Annotated in this window: 16 protein-coding genes; 11 read left to right on the forward strand and 5 right to left on the reverse strand. The window is 47.2% G+C overall.

The window, feature by feature from the left end:
* The first annotated feature begins 340 nt into the window (after positions 1-340).
* Genes OGV77_RS23715 through OGV77_RS23765 form a run of 11 tightly spaced genes read left to right on the forward strand, consistent with a single transcriptional unit; the run spans position 341 to position 13,465 of the window.
* Positions 341-1,756 (forward strand): undecaprenyl-phosphate glucose phosphotransferase, encoded by a 1,416-nt coding sequence (locus tag OGV77_RS23715; RefSeq protein ID WP_043017288.1) that lies wholly within the window; start codon positions 341-343, stop codon positions 1,754-1,756.
* The gene (locus OGV77_RS23720) at positions 1,746-3,032 is read left to right on the forward strand and encodes an outer membrane beta-barrel protein (RefSeq protein WP_047409304.1); all 1,287 of its coding nucleotides are present in this window, start codon (positions 1,746-1,748) and stop codon (positions 3,030-3,032) included. The genes OGV77_RS23715 and OGV77_RS23720 overlap by 11 nt, the downstream gene beginning before the upstream one ends.
* Position 3,033: 1 nt before the next feature.
* Positions 3,034-3,591, forward strand: coding sequence for a polysaccharide biosynthesis/export family protein (locus OGV77_RS23725; RefSeq protein WP_043017286.1), 558 nt, complete (start codon positions 3,034-3,036; stop codon positions 3,589-3,591).
* A 2-nt stretch (positions 3,592-3,593) separates the two neighbouring features.
* Positions 3,594-5,723: a GumC family protein gene (locus OGV77_RS23730; RefSeq protein WP_087050852.1), complete on the forward strand. Its 2,130-nt coding sequence runs from the start codon at positions 3,594-3,596 to the stop codon at positions 5,721-5,723.
* A complete protein-coding gene (locus OGV77_RS23735) occupies positions 5,720-6,931 on the forward strand; it encodes a lipopolysaccharide biosynthesis protein (RefSeq protein ID WP_087050853.1) in 1,212 nt (403 codons plus the stop codon). The genes OGV77_RS23730 and OGV77_RS23735 overlap by 4 nt, the downstream gene beginning before the upstream one ends.
* The gene (locus tag OGV77_RS23740; RefSeq protein ID WP_043017283.1) at positions 6,928-8,298 is read left to right on the forward strand and encodes a hypothetical protein; all 1,371 of its coding nucleotides are present in this window, start codon (positions 6,928-6,930) and stop codon (positions 8,296-8,298) included. Before OGV77_RS23735 ends, OGV77_RS23740 begins: the two co-directional genes overlap by 4 nt.
* 4 nt (positions 8,299-8,302) lie before the next feature.
* Positions 8,303-9,292, forward strand: coding sequence for a glycosyltransferase family 2 protein (locus OGV77_RS23745; RefSeq protein ID WP_087050854.1), 990 nt, complete (start codon positions 8,303-8,305; stop codon positions 9,290-9,292).
* A gap of 14 nt (positions 9,293-9,306) precedes the next feature.
* Positions 9,307-10,518, forward strand: a complete 1,212-nt coding sequence (locus tag OGV77_RS23750; protein WP_080626199.1) for a glycosyltransferase family 4 protein — start codon at positions 9,307-9,309, stop codon at positions 10,516-10,518.
* A gap of 1 nt (position 10,519) precedes the next feature.
* Positions 10,520-11,632: a glycosyltransferase family 4 protein gene (locus OGV77_RS23755; protein ID WP_087050855.1), complete on the forward strand. Its 1,113-nt coding sequence runs from the start codon at positions 10,520-10,522 to the stop codon at positions 11,630-11,632.
* Positions 11,633-11,634: 2 nt separating this feature from the next.
* Positions 11,635-12,042: a hypothetical protein gene (locus tag OGV77_RS23760; protein ID WP_043017279.1), complete on the forward strand. Its 408-nt coding sequence runs from the start codon at positions 11,635-11,637 to the stop codon at positions 12,040-12,042.
* 31 nt (positions 12,043-12,073) lie between these two features.
* The gene (locus OGV77_RS23765; RefSeq protein ID WP_080626200.1) at positions 12,074-13,465 is read left to right on the forward strand and encodes a DUF4832 domain-containing protein; all 1,392 of its coding nucleotides are present in this window, start codon (positions 12,074-12,076) and stop codon (positions 13,463-13,465) included.
* A 46-nt stretch (positions 13,466-13,511) separates the two neighbouring features.
* On the opposite strand, the gene galE is transcribed toward OGV77_RS23765, so the two are convergent.
* The 5 genes from galE to nhaC form a co-directional block, all read right to left on the reverse strand.
* Complete coding sequence (gene galE, locus OGV77_RS23770) at positions 13,512-14,528, reverse strand: UDP-glucose 4-epimerase GalE (protein WP_087050856.1); 1,017 nt, start codon at positions 14,526-14,528, stop codon at positions 13,512-13,514.
* Positions 14,529-14,590: 62 nt separating this feature from the next.
* Positions 14,591-15,529 (reverse strand): glucosamine inositolphosphorylceramide transferase family protein, encoded by a 939-nt coding sequence (locus OGV77_RS23775; protein WP_286502993.1) that lies wholly within the window; start codon positions 15,527-15,529, stop codon positions 14,591-14,593.
* A gap of 207 nt (positions 15,530-15,736) precedes the next feature.
* On the reverse strand, positions 15,737-16,372 hold the full coding sequence (locus OGV77_RS23780) for a carbonic anhydrase (RefSeq protein WP_043017275.1): 636 nt from the start codon (positions 16,370-16,372) through the stop codon (positions 15,737-15,739).
* Positions 16,373-16,526: 154 nt separating this feature from the next.
* Positions 16,527-17,699: a MalY/PatB family protein gene (locus OGV77_RS23785; RefSeq protein WP_087050857.1), complete on the reverse strand. Its 1,173-nt coding sequence runs from the start codon at positions 17,697-17,699 to the stop codon at positions 16,527-16,529.
* A gap of 122 nt (positions 17,700-17,821) precedes the next feature.
* On the reverse strand, positions 17,822-19,282 hold the full coding sequence (nhaC, locus tag OGV77_RS23790; protein ID WP_181634378.1) for a Na+/H+ antiporter NhaC: 1,461 nt from the start codon (positions 19,280-19,282) through the stop codon (positions 17,822-17,824).
* Between the last annotated feature and the right edge of the window lie 87 nt (positions 19,283-19,369).

Here is a 19,369-nt window from a genome sequence, read left to right on the forward strand (position 1 = left end):
TTACTTGCTGTATTTAACAGCAATTTAGCGTCAATTAAACTAAACTTTTGCGTTATTTATCATACATAAATCACTTTTCATAGACCACGAATTGTTACCTGTCAATAGCAAAAGTGTTGTTAAAAGTCATCTTTTTTGCTGAATTGGCTAAAACTTTTCTTGACTCAATCATCATCAAAATCATATAGATATGATTGTGCTCGGGATATTTATCACAGTAAGAGACATTATTTTTTACATTTACTGACAATGTGCCATTGCGTTTTTTAGACTTGTGATATAATTAGCAACATAAATGAGAAAAAAAACAATTAAAGATCAATAAATAATGGGCTGAGATATGCTTAAAAAATCGCTAAAGATTAGCAGCCAAGGATATCCAGTCTTTTTAAAACTGGTCGATTTCATTGTAATCAATGCGACGTTGGTTTTTAGCGCCCATCTGTTAGGTCTGGCGCCATTTAACACCATTGCCATTCTGAGTATTCTCTTCTCAGTCTTTTTCTTGCTGTTTGCTGAATACATAAAAATGTATCAGCAAAAGATCAAGACGATCGGTCTACGTAATCAAAAACGGTTGGTTTTTTGTACGCTGTTGGCGATTTTTTTTAACGAACTGGTCAGCATGACGGTGGCTGAACCCGAATCACTCGGCTACCTCGACAAACTGCCTTCACCATTTTATTCAGCCATTATTTACTGGTACTTTATCCCATTACCTTTTCTTTATTACATTCGCTTTTTCATTTTTAAATATTCAACGAAAAAGAGTATGCGCGTGGCGATTATTGGTCTGACCGACAATGGCCTGGCTGCAGAAAACGCGTTAATGAATGAATACGCCAATATCACACTCGATCTGGCGTTTTACGATGAGCGCGCCTTATCCCGCTGCGGCGATATCGTAGATAAGGTGAAAAGCCCCTTCCGTGGCCCGGTGATCAATCTGGTTGAGGAAGCCCGGCAGGGAAATATAGACGAAATCTACATCGCCTTACCGATGGTCGCTTTACACCGTATTCGTCATTTTTTAGCGATGATGTCGGACACCACTGTAGACACCTATATTGTTCCTGACTTCTATACCTACAGTAACAACATGTCCAAGCTGCGCTCCATTCACAACCTGCAAACTATCGGAATCTTTAGTTCGCCGTTTGAAGGGGCGGGTTCATTTATCAAGCGGGCGGAAGATTTGGTGCTTGGCAGCATCATTATGGTGATGATTTCTTCGCTGATGTTGGCAATTGCCATTGGAATCAAACTCACTTCCCGCGGGCCGGTGTTTTTTAAACAAGATCGGTATGGTCTTAGCGGACAAAAAATTAAGGTCTGGAAGTTTCGCTCAATGCGCGTCATGGAGAACGCCGACACGGTTATTCAGGCTACGAAAAACGATCCACGGGTAACCAAATTCGGGAGCTTTTTACGCCGAACCTCGCTGGATGAACTGCCGCAATTTATCAACGTATTGCAGGGAAGTATGTCGATTGTTGGCCCCAGACCTCATGCGGTTACGCATAATGAGCAGTACCGCAAACAGGTCGAAAATTACATGATCCGCCATAAAGTTAAGCCTGGGATCACCGGGCTTGCGCAGATTAACGGTTTCCGCGGGGAAATCGATGCGCTTTATAAGATGGAAAAAAGGGTTCAGTACGATATTGAGTACATTCAAAACTGGTCGTTATGGCTGGATATAAAAATTATTATTAAAACTATTTTCAAAGGATTTGTCGGTAAGAATGCATACTAAATTACTCGTTATTACCGGAATCGTGATATCGCAGCCCGCATGGGCTGATTTAACACCGAAATCACACATTGGCTTTGCAGGGATCGACTTCCAGAGCAAGGTCGCTGTGGACTATGGTTATAATGATAACGTGACTTATCAGCCACATAGCAGCGATGCTATCGGTTCCTCGTTTCAGAGCGCGGCGCCCGTTCTGAGTATGAGCGGAGAACGCGGTCAGGATAAGTATTTGCTGATGTACTCCGGAGATTATCGTAATTACTCAAGCGATTCCGCGGATAACTATAACGACCATTTTTTTCGTTTTAACGGCGCCTGGCGGTATGGGCTCAAGCATGGCTTAACCCTCAATCTGGAGGATACGCTTGGGCATGAGTCCCGCGGTCGTGGTATCACCGAAGGTTTTCTCCCTGGGCAGTTCGAGCAGTATGGGATTAAATCTCCGCTGACGACGAATTTTATCAACAGTGAATTGCGCTACAGCTACGGCGCACCCGATGGGCGCGGAAAAGCGGAACTGGCGTTGTTGTACAAAAAACTGACCTTCGGCAATACGTCTGATGTCCAGGACAGTAGTGAAGATTTCTACAATTATATTCAGGAACAGGAATGGCACGAAAATAGCCTGGTGGCAGAAATTTTTGATCAATACACATCCAAAACGCGTTTTCGCTATAGCTTTATTACTAACCAGCGTCGCTATGATAACAACTCAGAAAAAGACACTAATGAGTATTATTTGCTGTATGGCCTGAAGTCGCAGTTGACGGGCAAAACCAATGTCGACATGAATATTTCATGGCTGTACAAGACATTTGAAAACAACGCAAACTCGCATGATTTTAATGGTCTAAACTGGGACATAAAAGGGGAGTGGAAACCGTTACAACAGTCTGTTTTCACGGTTCACTCGGCGCAAAGCATTAAAGACCCATCGGAAGTTGGGGGTTATATTTTAGTGACCCAGTATGGTCTTTCTTATCAACATTTCTGGTTAGGCAACCGTTTTTCTACCTTGCTGGATTACTCATACACTTCAGAAGACTATAAAAAACAGAATAAGGATCGGCATGATAAAGATGGGGTATTTAGCGTAACCATGAGCTATGACTACACGCCGTCAGTTAATTTTGAGATTAAATATCAAATAGATACATTGAATTCGAATAAGGATACTGATTCGTTTTATATCGGTCCCAACGACAATCAGGAAGTCATTAGAACGTTGGGTTATGATAATTCTATGATTATGCTTAAAGCTAAGGTTCAGATCTAAAATGAAAATAATAGAACTGTGCGCGGTTTTGCTATTCAGTATCCTGATGGTCGGATGCACAACGTCCAGCCCGAGATTAATGGACGATCCTGCTACTGTTCAGCAGGATTACCGACTTGGGGCAGGGGATACTGTCAATATCGCTGTTCATGGTCAACCCGATATGACGATGAGATTTATTTTGGATAAGAGTGGGGAGATCAATTTCCCGTTTGTTGGCGCTCTTAAATTAAAAGATAAAACTGTCGATCAAGTGACCAACGAATTAACTCAACGCCTGACCGGAGATTATTTTACAACTCCGATGGTGACGGTGAGTATTGCCGAGTTCCGTAAATATTATGTTTCTGGCGAGGTGAAAAGTCCGAATGGATTCGCCTGGGAGCCAGGACTTACCGTCGAGAAATCTATTGCGCAGGCGGGCGGATTTACAGATCGTGCTGACCGAAAAGATATCAACATTCGTCTGTCAGGTAGCAATCAGCTGCTGGAGAATGTTGATTTAACTCACTCTGTTCATCCTGGGGATGTCGTGATTATTGGCATGGGGTTCTTCTGACGATGAAACTATCAATAGTGGAAAACGGCAAAAAACGAGAAAGCACGGTCGAATTCTCCCGCTTTGCCAAAGAGCTGAAAAAGAACGCCTGGAAAATCGCGCTGGCCGGTATTGTAGCCGGGGTTGTGGCTTATCCGTTAATCAGCATGATGTCCTCAAAGTATGTTTCAACGGCGACGGTGCTGATCAAAGCGCAGGCCGATAACGTTTCTCCGTTTCCACAGGTTGATGGGTTCGATTCAACGCGCAGTGGTTACTACGAAACGCAATATGCGTTGATGCATTCGCGGATTGTGCTTGAGCAAGCCGTGCGCGATATGAAGCTGGATGAAAACCCGGAGTTTACCGGGGAAAAAGCCGGTGCTCAGGGGGCCGATAGCAGTGAAGGTCGGCAGCTGAGAATGGAGCAAGCGCTGAAAACGTTATCGAAAAACCTGAATGTCATCGGTATTCGCACGACGAATCTGGCTTCCATTACCTATGAATCAACTTCGCCTCAGGTTGCGGCTGATATTGCCAACGGCGTCGCGCAGGCTTTCATCAACTATACGGTGGAACAAAAGCGTCTGAAAGCAGAGAAAGCCCGCGAACTGAATTATGAAAAAATGGAAGAGATTCAGAAGTCGATAGCCAAGCAAAAAGAAGAGATGGACAGCTATCTGAAAAACGCCGGGCTGCTGACCTTCCGCGGTATTGATGGTTTTGAAACCGAACAGTTAAGTATCGTGACCAATCGCCTGGCCGATGCGACCCAGCGTCGTGTTGCGGCTGAATCCGTCTATAACGAGGTGAACGGGGGAGGGAAGTCCGTTGAGAGCGTTATCTCACTGCCTTCAGTCTCTAACCACGCTCAGATCCAGGATTTGCGCATTGCGTTGATTCAGGCGCAGCGTACCTTGTCTGAACTACGCAAAGTGTATGGGCCAAAAAACCCCGCTATTTTAAAAGCCGAGGCTGATGTTCAGTCGATCCAAAGCCAGACCGGACGGGTGTTGGGAGAGCTGAAAGTCGGTTTGCGCCAGCAATATCTGGCGGCGCTGGCGGATGAAAAGAACTATCAGCAGCAGGTGGCGCAGCAGAAAGAGGTTTTCCAGAAAATGGCGTCTAAGCGGGATGCTTATAACAGCCAAAAACTGTCGTTAGATAAAATGGAAGACCTGTATAAATCGCTTTATCAGCGTACTCAGGAGCTATCGCTGTCCGGCGTGAGTGCCGATGCGGTGTTATACGACCCTGCCGTACCCGCGCTAAAACCGGCGAAACCGAATAAATCACTGCTGTTGGTGATGGTGGTCATGCTGGTGGTCGTGTTCAGCATCATGTATTTCATTGTCAAAGCGGCGATGGATAACTCAATCGCAACCCTGAGTCGCATGAAAAAACGGCTCAATGTTGCTCCGCTGGGTGAAATCCGTCGTTTTAGCGGAACGTCTGGGCGCGCGCAGGTGCGGGACATGATCATGAAGAACCCGCTAAATGCCGATATTGTGCACGGTATCCGTACCCGGATTATGCTGGATAATCGACCATTACAGACGCTCGCCGTGGCGTCGACGGAGCATGGCGATGGGCGTTCTTTGTTAGCGAATCTGTTAGCGAACTCCTTTAGCTTCGACCAGAAAACGCTGCTTATTGATGCGGATTTCTTTAACACTGGCGGGCTCTCTTCAGAGCTGGCATCAGCCACATCCGCAGGCGTAGCGGAACTGCTGCGCGGGGAGACTGAGCTTGAACAGGCGCGGATCACGCTCAGTGATAATCTCGACTTTATCCCGCACGGCAAGAGCACCATCTCTTCTTTACTGATGCTGTCGTCGGAGCACGTTGAACCCTTAATGCGCGAGCTGAAATCGCATTATCAGCGCATCATTATTGATGTTGCTGCTGTGAATCAGAGTCAGGATGTTCAACTGATCAAACGTGCCGTCGATGGGGTTGTTTTCATTGTGAAAGCCGGGGCCGGATCGGCGGGACAAATCGCCAACGCGCTGGATAAGATCGAGGAAAATAACGGTGTTGTGATTGGCGCGGTGCTCAATGCAGTTGAAGAAAAAGATCTTGAGACGCAAGAAGGTCTGCGTTCACTCAACTTCAGTACCGATCAACTGATGACGACGCCAGGCCGCGTATGAGTCTACTGAAGAGCGCTTCCACGATAGCCGGTTCATCAGTCATCTCGCAGTTGATTGGTGCGCTGTCTATCTGGTTGATTTCACACAAGTACGATATGGCTGAAGTGGGGCTTTATGCGCTCAACTACAGCATCGCCGTGGTGGGCGCTCAGGTATGTACCTTTGCATCGCAGCTTTTAATTCCAAAACAGCACGACGACGAACTGGTACAAAACGTTGTATTTTGCCTGCTCCAAAGCACGATCATTGCCTTACCGTACGCTGTGCTCACCGCGTGGCTGTTTCATCAGAACATCTTGTTCCTCTATCTGCTGACGCTGGCAACAGCATGGGTTTTAATCTCGGAAAACCTGTCGCTACGCACGGCCAATTTTCGTTTTCTGATTTTCCAGCGCATTTCTGTCTCGGTGGTGGTATTACTTTCGGTTCTGGCTACGCATCATGTGCAACTGTTTTATTGGTCATGGGCCTGTGCAACGATGGCGCTGACCATTAGCTGTATTTTGCACTCGTTTGATATTCGGGCGGTGGAGGCCCGACATCTGCGACCCGCCAGTAATTGGCATTTTTTCAAACAGAATATTCATCACATTACCAAAGTGGGCAGTGCGGAAGTGCTGGCGATGGCCAGCAGCAATTTGCCGGTTATGCTGATTAACTTTTGGTTCTCGGCGCTGACGGCGGGTTATTTTTCCGTGGTTAGCCGCTTTTGCCTGGCGCCGGTGGTGATCATTGGCAACGCGGTGCGCAATACTATTTTTTCCAAGTGGTCTATCGATTTCAGAAATAACACCTTTAATTATCAGGAATATACCAGGGTGCGGATGCTGCTGTTGGTGCTGGGTGTCATCTGTACCCTTGGGGTGTTTATTTTCTATCCGATAGTGATGCGTCTGGGCTTTAGCGAAGACTGGATTAACTCCATTGAAACGTCGCGCTACATGTTGCCCTATTTGTTCCCGGCACTGGCGATAAGCCCTCTGACGGTGATTGAACTTATTTTTGGCTCCCACCGCTATTTTCTGCGCATCCAACTGGAACAGCTGGCGATCGTGTTATTCGCTTTTGTCGTCATCCCCTATTTTTATAAAGATTATGCCACGTCGGTTATCCTGTTTTCTTCACTGACATTTATTCGCTACGCCTTCATTTATCTGAAAATGAATAAGCGAGCCAATCTCCTGAAAGATAAGCCGGTGATACTATGACGCTGAATACCGGATACTATTTGCAGGTTTATACCTTTGTCACGCTAATCCTGTGTGGTCTGGTGCAATACTTTACCGGCATGCAGTCGGTGCTGTGGATCCCCTTTTTCCTGACCCTGTTGATGGTGGGATTATTGGTGATGCAGACGCGTGATAGCTCGCTGCAACTGGATGCGCAGGAGACGATTGTCCTGGCGTTGTATTTCTCGTTCCTGGTGCTGGCTGGAACATCGACGCTGATTCAGGGCGGGATCACCGTCGCGATTGTGGCATTTAAAAACGAAATTGCATTGTCGCTGGTGATGATCTGTTTGCTGCTGGGATTTTGCCGGGAATCGCAGATTTATCGGGCAACGCGCTATCTGTATTGGGTGTTTTACGCGCAGATCCCGGTAATGATTTATCAGGTTTTACTGGTCGTTCCCCAGCGCGTCGCGGTGCGTGGTGAAGATGAGAAATGGGACTCCGTGGTTGGCACGTTTGGCGGAGACCCCATGGGGGGCGGTAACACTGCCGCGATGGGCCTGTTTTGCCTGTTGATAATGTTGTTAAAAGTCTCTGAGTATAAGCATGGGCTGACCACGTTTAAGTCAATGGCGTTGCACATTGTTCTGGGGATCGGGCTTTGTATCATTGGCGAAGTGAAGTTCGTCATTCTGCTTTCGCCTCTGTTTCTGGCGTGGGTGTGGATCTCACCGAGCTACGTCAAAGACGTTAGTAAGGTCAATCTGAAGACGCTGTTGGTTATTGTGGCAGGTATGTTACTGCTGATTAGCTTGTCGATCGTGATCCTCGCGTACTATTATTCTTCCGCGTTTGGCGGCGATCCCTCGAAAAGCTCGCTAAGCATTTTCATCGACTCCTTAAGCTATATTTTTGACCCGAACTACATTATGTCTACCGGGGAGTTAGGGCGTTTTACGACGTTTTTGTTCTGGTTGAAAAATAACGATCTGTGGGGGCTTTCAGGAACGTTATTTGGTTACGGGCTCAACGCCACTAACAGCGGGAGTACGGTGTCGCCGGGCTTTTTGAATATCATCTATAACTTAATTCTCGACTCGACTTCCCTGAGTATGCTGCTGTGGGAAGTTGGGGTGATCGGCACGTTACTCTTTATTAGCTTATTCATTTATATCCTGAAAGTTTGTCAGCCAAAGCCATTACTGACGCTTGAACAACTGGACCAGCAGGACCTCCAGTTATTGAGCTTTGCACCGGCGTTTAACGCTTTTGCTATCAGTTGCTTAATTAGCTTACCTTACAGCCAGATACTGATGATTACACCGATGTTACAATTCCTGTTCTATTTATCACTAGGATCAAGTTTAGTGATTCGTCGAACCGTCCTTCGCTGTGTAGGGTAATTGTATGGACCAAAAACCGTTTATTTCAGTGAGTATTAAAACACTCAATGAATCTGAATGTATTGAGAAAACGATCGACAGTATTCGCCGGCAGCTTGTTGATTATCCACATAAAATTATAGTGGCAGATAGTCTGTCAACGGATAACACCCAACAGCTTGCTATCGATAAAGGGGCGACTGTGGTGTCCTTAACTAACCCAGACGATCGCTGCTGCGGCGTCGGGCATCAGTTAGGTTACCTGTATAGTGAAGGGGAATATCTGCTACTGATGGATGGTGACATGGAGCTGGAAGAGGGCTTTGTGGATCAAGCTGTCGCATTTTTGCAGACTGAGCCGGAATATGCAGGCGTCGCGGGAACCGTTGAAATGGACGATGCCGTTAACTATGAATTTAAATCGCGTAAGCAGCGTATTAATAAAATTTATCCGCTCGGGGATAGTGACCATTTAGGCGGTGGCGGGTTATATCGTCGATCTGCAATTGAAAAAATTGGTTATCTAACCAACCGTAATTTGCACGCTTATGAAGAAGCCGAACTGGGCCTGCGTTTGCTCGATGCGGGTTATAAACTGCGTCGTCTGAATATTCCGTATTTTATTCATACTTCCCATACTATGCCGACCTTTCAGATGCTCAAGCACCGCTGGAAAAGCGGATACTATCAGGCTCCGGGCGAGCTTTTACGTTGTGCCTGGGGAAAACCTTATTTCGGCAAAGCGTTAAAAATGGTCAGGAACGAGGCGATTTTTTCTGTTTATTTGATTGCTTTGTTCATTGCGGCGGTGACCTTCAATCTCGAACTTTTCGACATTGCATTTTTGCCGTTGCTTGCGTTTATTGTCCTGAAAACCGTGCAGAATCGATCGTTATTGAACGGATTGCAGAGCGTAATGAACCTGGCCGTGCTTTCTGCCGGACTGGTTAAAGGCTTGACTAAACCAGTACGCGATCCGTTGACTCCGCCTGACAGTAAAATCATTCATGAATAACTAAGGCTGGCGCAATGAAAGTTTTATTAGTGAATAAGTTTTTTTTCATTAAAGGCGGCGCGGAAACGGTTTATTTTCAAGAGCGCGATATGCTGAAACAGGCTGGTGTGCAGGTTATTGATTTCTCGATGCAGCATGAGAAAAATTTCCCTTCAGACTATGCGGATTATTTCGTCAGCAATGTGGACTATCACAAAGAAAGCAATCTGCTGGGCGGGCTCAAAACGGCGGTTAACTTTATTCATAATTCGCAGGCCTGCAAAAAGATGCTGGCGCTACTACAAAAAGAGCGTCCGGATATCGTCCACTTTCATAACATTTACCATCAGTTAACGCCGGCGTTGATTAAAGTTGCCCGCAATTTTGGCTGCAAAACGGTGCTGACCGCGCATGACTATAAGATAGTCTGTCCCGCCTATTCCATGCTGCGCGACGGCAAGGTGTGTGATTCCTGTATCACCGGAACGGTTTTTAATGCTTTCAGGTATCGTTGCCAGGAAGGGTCTGCCTCAAAAAGTCTTCTGCTCTCTTTGGAGGCGACCTGGCAGTATATTGCGCAAAATTACCAGGCTCTGGATGTGATCGTTTCGCCAAGCGTCTTTTTACGTGGGGTTTTACTGCGTACGCTGCCGAATTCGCGTATTGATGTCATCGTCAATGGCGTTGATGACAGCCGTCCCCTGGATGAGGTAAGCGACGAGGGTTATATGCTGTACTTCGGTCGCCTGAGCCGTGAAAAAGGTGTGGCAACGCTGTTGGCGGCGCATGAGAAAATGCAGAACAAAGCGCCGCTGAAAATTGTGGGTCACGGTCCGCTGCACGATGAGTTAGCCGCCAAATACCCGGACGTTGAGTTTTTAGGTTATGTGCAACAAGGGGAAGCCCTCGACAACCTTATTAAACATGCGCGGGCGGTGATCCTGCCTTCAGAATGCTATGAAAACTGTTCAATGGCGATATTAGAGGCGATGTCCTTAGGCAAGCCGGTTATTGGGTCGCGCATTGGCGGCATCCCCGAACAAATTCGTGACGGTATCGAAGGGATTTTATTCGAACCGGGCAATGCGCAGGAGTTAGCTAATGCGATGGATGCCCTGGCCGACTCGCCAGAGAAAGCGCGGGTCATGGGCTTACTTGGTCGTGCGCGGTTGAGTGAAAAATATGCGCTGAGTAAACATATGGATACCCTCCAGGCGCTCTATAAAGAACTGCTGAGCAGGCCATAGTATGAGTAAAAAAATAACGGTTTTTGGAACGCGTGGTATTCCCGATGTATTGGGCGGTGTAGAGACACACTGTCAGAATCTATATCCTGCCATTAAGCAGCAGTTCGACGTGGATATTTGCGTGATTGCTCGCTCGCCATATGTAAATTACAAACGATCGGTATATAAGAAAGTTGAAACCTACGCGCTGTGGGCGCCCAAAAAGCGCTCGCTGGAAGCGATTGTCCATTCCGTTTTAGCGGCGTTTAGGACAAGTATCGACCATTCGGATATTGTGCATGTCCATGCTATTGGACCAGGCCTTGTGATCCCATTATTACGCGTGTTAGGGAAGAAGGTGGTTTTTACCCACCATGGGCCCGATTACGATCGGCAGAAATGGGGTTTCGTTGCCAAAAAAATATTGCTACTCGGTGAGCGTTGGGCGGTGAGATATGCCAACGAAGTGATTGTGATTTCTGACGTTATTAATCAACTGATCCAGAAAAAACATGGTCGCTATGATGCACATTTAATTCACAATGGCGTAAACGAGCCGCGATTGTTATCTGATCTGACCATCGACAATACGCTCTCCCGCTTTGGGCTGCAGCCGAAAAACTACCTCGTGGTGGTTGGGCGATTTGTGGAAGAAAAAGGGATGCATGATGCCATCGCCGCCTATCAGCGCAGCGGTTTGACCATGCCGTTAGTGTTAATTGGCGATGCGGATCATCCGACCGAATACAGCGTGCGCCTCAAAAAGCTTGCCGCGGACACGCCAGGCGTCGTGATGACCGGTTTCTTACGGGGTGATGAGCTGCAGGCGGTATTTTCGCAGGCCAGGCTGTTTGTGATGCCTTCATACCATGAAGGATTGCCCATTGCGCTACTGGAAGCGATGTCATTCTCTCTTCCTGCCGTCGTCAGTGATATTCCGGCTAATCTTGAAGTTCAACTACCCGCCGAGGCCTATTTTAAGGTGGGGGATGTGGCCAGTCTGGCCGAGAAATTAACCCAGTGGGCGACAACCAATAGCGTGGACTATCGTGTATATTTACAAAACTACAATTGGCATGAAATCGCCAAAAAGACGGTTAACGTCTATCACTCCATTGATAAAGATATAGGTTAATTTTGACCAGTCCTCAAAATCGTCCTCCCGTCATCGAACGATTTTATTCTCATCTTGATGAGTCGATTGTTGAGGGGTTGACCCCTGAACAAAAGGAAGGGGTGGAAAATGCTATCCTGGCATCGACGCTGGCTTCGCGGCATCAGATCGATATTCGCCGAAGCTTTCCTTTTTTCAGTAAGCGTTATTATCTGGTTTTTTTGTTTGGCAGAGATTTACGCCGCCAGCACCGCCAGGAATCGACCCTGTCGAGAATGTTGCTCACTTTTTTGCTGCTGATTGCCGTGTTGTTCGTCACCTGCTGCGTATTGCTGACGCTGTATATGATCAAATCCGCGTTAGGTATTGATGTGTTCCAAAATTTTCATGTAGGTATCTGGGACTGGTGGTTAAGCCTGAAAGACCGCTAGCGTTAACAAACCTGTGGAGGGCGTCACTGCGATGAAGTGTAAATGGGTTTCTGCGCTGTTGTTGATGTCCTTTCCGTTGACGGTCATTTCCGCATTAACGACCGTTACCCCCAAAGCATTGACTGGCCCGCTGACCAATCCAGGGATTGGCGTGGCAAGTTTTCATCAGGGATACGGTGAAACGCTGGGGCTGGCTGATTATCCCAATACCGGGTTTGAGTACGAGCGGTTTTACTGGCGAGACCTGGAGCCCATTGAAGGTCAGTATAATTTTGCGCTGGTGGATGATGCCTTCAAATACGCGGCGGCGCATCGTCCCGCGATGAACGTTGGACTGCGGTTTATGGCGCTAGCTGACCCGGGGGATGGTACAAAAATTCCCGACTGGCTGATTAAAAAAGGCGTGAAAGGCACCTGGACGCCCGATAACAAAACATTTATTCCAGATTTAGACGACCCTCTGTTTATTGAGTACAGCCAGCGTCTGCTTAACGCATTCGGAAAACGCTACGACGGCAATGAGAATCTTGCGTTTGTGGATATCGGCATGGTGGGGGCATGGGGTGAATGGCATAACAGCAATTTCTCTAATCTGCAGCCACTGCTGGAACGGTACACCACCGCGCAGTTGGACCGCTACGTCGCAATGCATTTTTCTGCCTTCCCTTCGACGCCGAAAATTATGTTAATGAGCGGTGGGCAAAGCCTGGCGAATGCGGTGGCGCGCGGTGCGGGATGGCGGGCGGACTGCTGGGGCGATCTGCGCGTATTTTCAAACACCTGGAACCATATGGCTGATGATTATCCGCAGCGAATATTGGCCGCGCAGCAGAGTTATTCAGGGTTTAATGACGCCTGGAAACGTGCGCCGGTTAGTCTGGAAATCTGTTCATATATGCAGGACTGGAAGAATACCTTCCACTATACGCGCGCCGAAGTGCAGGGCATTTTTGACTGGGCGATCAAGCAGCACGCCAGCACTATTAACCTGAAATCGAGGGCGATTCCCAGCGATTATCGACCGATTGTTGACGATGCGCTGAGTAAACTAGGCTATCGGTTTCGCTTAGCGTCTCTAAGCCATGAATCCGTGTGGGACGGCGGACAAACGCTGACATTAAACAGCACGTGGTATAACGAAGGTATCGCCCCGATTTATCTGCCCTACACGCTGGCATTTCGTGTGGTGGATAACGCTAATAAAGTGGTGGCGCAGGGGAATGCGGCGGATGATATACGACGTTGGCTCCCGGGTGTTTATCAGGTCAGCTATGCCTTGCCCATGCCGGGAGGACTGGCGAAAGGGCAATACGCGATTGAGGTCGCGATGCTGGATAAATCCGGTGCGCCGAGAATTAACTTCGCCAACCAGGGTAAGCAGAGCAGCGGCTGGTATCGCGTATCAACGATAACGGCACGCTAACCCAGCACGGCAACGCGCCTGGCGGTCAGGCGCGTTGCCGCATACATCAGATGTGATACCCATTCGGGTTATTTTTTTGCCAGTTCCACGTGTCACGCATCATTTCATCAAGGTTATAGATGGCCTTCCAGCCTAACTCTTTGTATGCCAGTGACGGGTCAGACCAACATTCGGCAATGTCGCCGGGTCTTCTGTCGACAAACTGATAGCTTATTTTTGTCTGCGCCGCTTTTTCAAACGCCTCAATCAGATTAATTACGGAATAACCGACTCCGGTACCGAGATTAATCACCTTGTAGGCAGCGCCTTTGTTCTGGCAATCCAGTGCGGCTAAATGGCCGGTCGCTAAATCCATTACGTGGATATAATCACGCACGCCGGTGCCGTCGGGAGTGGGATAATCATTACCGTACACCGACACGGTTTCCAGCTTACCAATCGCGACCTGGGAGATGTACGGAACCAGGTTATTAGGGATACCGTTAGGATCTTCACCAATCCGACCCGATGAGTGGGCACCGACCGGGTTGAAATAGCGCAGGCAGGTAATGCGGAAATCGGGTTGCGCGCGTGAGAAGTCGGCCAGAATTTGTTCGACCATTAATTTAGAGGTGCCGTACGGATTGGTGGTTCCGCCCGTACGCGATTGCTCGCTCAGCGGTACGCTTTCCGGATTGCCATATACCGTAGCTGATGAGCTAAAAATGAATCGATTAACGCCTGCGGCCAGCATCTCATCCAGTAAAACCAGCGTACCGGTGACGTTGTTTTCATAGTAGGCGAGGGGGGCTTTTATCGACTCTGAAACCGATTTTAGCCCGGCAAAATGAATGACATCGGTGATGTTATGGTTGGCGAAAATATTTTTCAATGCCTGTCTGTCGAGAACATCGGCGATATAGACAATGGGTTCTCTTCCGGTGAGCTCCGCGACCCTGTCCAGCGAGATTCGGCTCGCATTCGCCAGATTATCGATGACTACGACATCATCGCCTCTTTCCAGTAGCGTTAACACAGTATGTGAACCAATATAACCTGCACCACCAGTGACAAGAATTGCCATACAGACTCCAGAAAAATGCTATCAAAATGGGCATTAATTCACGTCACTGCCCTGGAAGAAGGTTATGGGTGACGCCTGGTAAGATAATAGTTACGATACCTCACCATACACTTGTAAGATATTTTTTTAAGTATAGATAAAAAGCTGAATTTGTTTATTTTTGTATCATAAGCAATAAAGTTACTTGAGAAATTCAGCGTGTGAACACCGTCACTGTGGTTGATCGACGAGTTGATTTGTTCGATCAGATTCTCATCAAAATTAGCGTTATTCAGGGTGACTAATTCCTTGATGTAGATAGATTTTCCATAGGTTTCAGGCGTGCATTCCTGGGTGAGGAAATACATTTTGTTATCGACAAGATAAGGAGCGCCCGCTCCACGGTGATGAGGGTTGCTCACTTTCAAGGCAGGAGTAATTCGCTGCCACTGTCCGTAAAGATGCTCTGCTGAATGAATAATTATTTTATTATCCATGGTGGTGGACATCAGATAGCAGGTCTCATTCATTGAAAGAAAAATGTTATCGGTTACTTCGGTATCAGAGATTAGAACTTTAATTTGCTTCCAGCGAGCTGGAAATTCTACCGACTGAAACAGTATTACTTCTTTTCTTTCTGATGACTCAGGAATCATGAAGAGCTGATCGTTGATATTAATCAGGAAAGGAAATGACAAGTGACACATCAGGTCGTCAAAACCTTCGAGCTTCACATCATCAATTTCAGTCAGTTCACGATCAAGAATGCGGCATCGGAGCGTGCCTTTCGAGTTGCGAAAGCTAAAAGCTTCATAAAAAACATAGAGTTTGTCGTCTTTTTCAATAAGAAAAGGATCGGCCTGAAACGTATATTTCTTTTTTAACTGCTGTGCGGCTGATTTACTTAATATTTCCAGCGTATTATTTGGGAATAAGTGTGTGCCGTGAACCTTAATAATCATGATATCCCACGACTCATGATAGAATAACATATTTATTATTCTTTTTATTTTTGCTTGCATTCGTACCGGCTCCTTTTATCGCCTGCACCATGTATGAACGGCCGTTTGCGACTCAGTGCATGAGACCTGCCGCAATGTTATATTAATGTGCGAAAACCGATGTGGGAACACCAGTGGCTATTTTAAAGCTAGTCGCAAGTGTGTTTTTTGTCTATAGCACAAAAGTAGGTAAAAGCTATCCAGAGCATCCTTGCTCCAGTGAATGATTTACTCGAAATGCACCTGCGGGTTATCTGCAAGAGAAACGTAGGTTTTGCTGTTTTTATCCAGGGTACGGATTTCACCGCTTTCGATGTCATAAACCCATCCGTGCAGACGAAGCGCGTTGTTTCGCAAGCCAACCGCGACACAAGGATGCGTTTTAATGTTGTTGAGCTGTGCGATAACGTTCTCTTCCACCATGGCGTTAACTTTATCGATTGGGTTATCCCAGGTTTTCTTATCGACCACGGCTTTCGCGGCATCGGCATAGTGCAGCCAGTGAGCGACAGCAGGCATCGGATCCAGAGGCTGGCTATCGGCAATGGCTTTCATCGCGCCGCAGTTGGAGTGCCCGCAGATGACGATATCCGTCACGCCAAGTGCCACTACCGCGTATTCAATAGTCGCGGAAACGCCGCCTGGTTCCGGTCCAAAAGACGGTACGATATTCCCGGCGTTACGGATAACGAAAAGCTGTCCGGGCTCTTGCTGAGTAACGAGTTCTGGCACCAGACGGCTATCGGAACAGGAGATGAAAAGCGCTTTAGGATTCTGGCTGGACGCCAGGCTGCGAAAGAGTTCCTTACGTTGAGGGAAAATCTCTTTTTGGAAGTTGAGGAAGCCCTCAATGATATGTTGCATAGCAGTGTCTCTTTTCTCTGTTTAAGCAGGTTATGATGAAGATCACACTTTCCAGTTTAACACCAGCCGACGGAAGGGAAAGAGTTTATAGCAGTTCTGCAACATCTTTGGATAATTTTGCCCCACCGTAGTGGGGCGAATAGTTTGCTGTGCGTTATGCTCTCTGCCGTTTTTGGTACGCCGCTTTAAGCCGGTTCATCGCTTCTACCAGTACCGGGCGCGGGCACCCAACGTTGAGTCTCATGTGACCCTCGCCGCCGGGGCCATATTGCGCGCCGGGCGACAGACCAAGCTTTGCTTCATGCACAAAAAAAGCGTTTAGCTGTTCATCGCTAAGATTCATCTCTTGTGCGTTCAGAAACAGAAGATACGATGCGCCGCCATACACAATTGAGATTAAAGGGCAGTGCTGTTCAAGTTCACTTTTAACAAATGCCACATTGTCGGCCAGGTAGGCTAATAATTTCTGGTGCCAGTCGCCGCAATGGGTAAAGGCGCTGTAAATGGCTGCCTGCTGTAAGGAATGCGTCTCGGCAAGGTAGCAGTTATCCAGGAAACCATAAAACTGATGGCGTAATTCATCATTTTTAATAATGGCTATTCCGCCCTGGATCGCAGCGGTATTGAAGGTCTTGCTGATAGAGGTCAGCACGATTGATTGGCTGCCTGCCGCTTCGTCGAGAGTAAAAAACGGCAGATGGCGCTTGCCGGGCAGCGTTAAATCACTGTGCACTTCATCAGACAGAATAATGACGCCAGCAAGCTTGCAATAGTGACTGACTTTTTCCAGCGTTTCTCGCGACCACACCATACCGCCCGGATTATGCGGCGAAGGGAAAAGAAACATTTTGCACTGCTTGAGCTTCTCGCTGAAATCATGCCAGTCAAATTCGTAATGACCGTCTTTTTCAATGAGGCGCGTTTGAATCAAATTCCTGCCGCTGGTTTTTACCAGATTAGGATAGGGGTCATATATTGGCGTACAGGTTAAAATATTATCGCTCGGACGGGTAAGCGCCATTAAAGAGAGTACGATAGTTTTTATGACACCGGGAATAAAATGTAACCAGTGTGCCTTGATGTCAGTATCATACTGTTGTTTATACCAATCGATAACGGACTCTTTCCATTGTGGATAATCCATGTTATAGCCTTGTACCGGTTGTGACACCACCGAACGCAACGTGCTCATGATTGGCTCTGGCGTTACAAAATCCATATCTGCAATCCACAGCGGTAATACATCGGTGGTACCGTACATCTGTTGTAATTGTCCGTATTTACGGCAATTCACATCCCTTGTGACAATATCATCAAACAAAGACATTGCTGACTCCTGGAAAGTCTCTGAAAATAATTTAAGCAACGCAATACAGCGAAGAATGTTTATGTATATCTAATAGATATAGTAATTAACCCTGGTGGTGGTTAATTTTAGCGATTAATAACCTATGACTTTTGCTCCACCATATGCTCTGTAGATTCGTTGGGTTCATATTTAGCAATGCCAATACCGGTTGCTGCCCACAACAAAGCAAAGATAACCCCGCTGTAGCAGAGGATTGCCCATGGCAAATAATCAAGTGTTGCCACGCCCAGCATCGTGGCGCAATAAACACCCGAGGCAGACCAGGGAATAATCGGTTCGACAACGGTTCCGGCATCTTCGGTAGTACGCGAAAGATTCTTTGTCGCAAGCCCTCGTTTTTTGTACTCCTCTTTAAAGGCATCACCACACAGCAGCAATGGCAAGGTCCCATTTGCCGTGCAGGCACAAATGGTGACCGTCGTTACAATTGTGGTAGCCACCAGGCGAAATGTGGATTTCACGCCTTTAGTAAGCGCGTTTATCACGGTGTGTAGAGAGCCTGTCGCACTCATTGCTCCGGCAAAGCTGAAGGCGCTGAAAACGGTAACGAAGCTGCTAAACATTGAAATGGCGCCGCCGCGTTCCAGTAAGCGAGAAACATCGGAAGACAGTGTTGGCAGATTATCTCCGGTGAGCATCGCGAGCTTAAAGCCGCTGACCACGGATTCACCGACCGAAGATGCGGTAAATTGCTGAAAGACTAACGCCAGAATCATTGAGACGATTGTGGATAAAAAGAGCATCGGGATTGGTGGTCTTTTTGATAGTGAGCCATACAAAACGATGATCGGCGGCAGCAGTAGCAGAATGTTGAAGTGATAAATCTGACCGATTGAGTTCATCAGGCTTGTGATATTTGCCGGCGCGCTGGACGAAGCATCAATGCCCATGCCCATATAGCTGTAAACAACGCAGCAAATAATAAAGCCCGGGCCGGTGGTCCACAGCAGATGGCCGATATGCGAGTACAGGTTTACCCCGGCAGCCAGCGCCGCCATGTTGGTTGAATCAGAAACCGGCGAGAGCTTATCACCAAACCAGCAGCCGGAGACAATAGCGCCAGCAGCAATCGGCAGCGAAACATTCAGGCCAATTGCTACGCCAATCATGGCAATCCCGACGGTGCCGATGGATCCCCAGGAAGTGCCGGTACATACTGAGATCAACGCTCCCAGCATAAATGCTGAAATATAGAAAAACTGCGGATTAATCCATTTCAGACCATAATAAATCATCATTGGAATAGTGCCTGACACCATCCAAGCGCCAATTAAGAAACCGATACTGGCAACAATTAATATAACAGGCAGCGCTTCAGATATTTTATTACAAATAGATTGTAGAATGTCATCCCACGTGTAGCCGTGCGCGATGGCGATAAACGAGGCGGTTGCCGTTCCCATCAGGATCATGGGTTCAGCACGAATATTAAAGATAAAATACCCGATGCTAATTCCGCCCAACATGACAACCATCGGTAAAACTGACCAAAAGAAAGACAATGGCTTTCTGTTGTTAGCGGTGCAGCTATTTAATTCCATAATTCCATCCCAATCGTTAATGGTTGAACACGTCAAATAAATACCTGCTACAGGTCACTCATGTCTGAGTAACATAGTTGCCAGAGC

Origin of the sequence: Citrobacter sp. Ce129 (assembly GCF_030334545.1) — a bacterium.
Taxonomy (GTDB): Bacteria; Pseudomonadota; Gammaproteobacteria; order Enterobacterales; family Enterobacteriaceae; genus Citrobacter; species Citrobacter europaeus.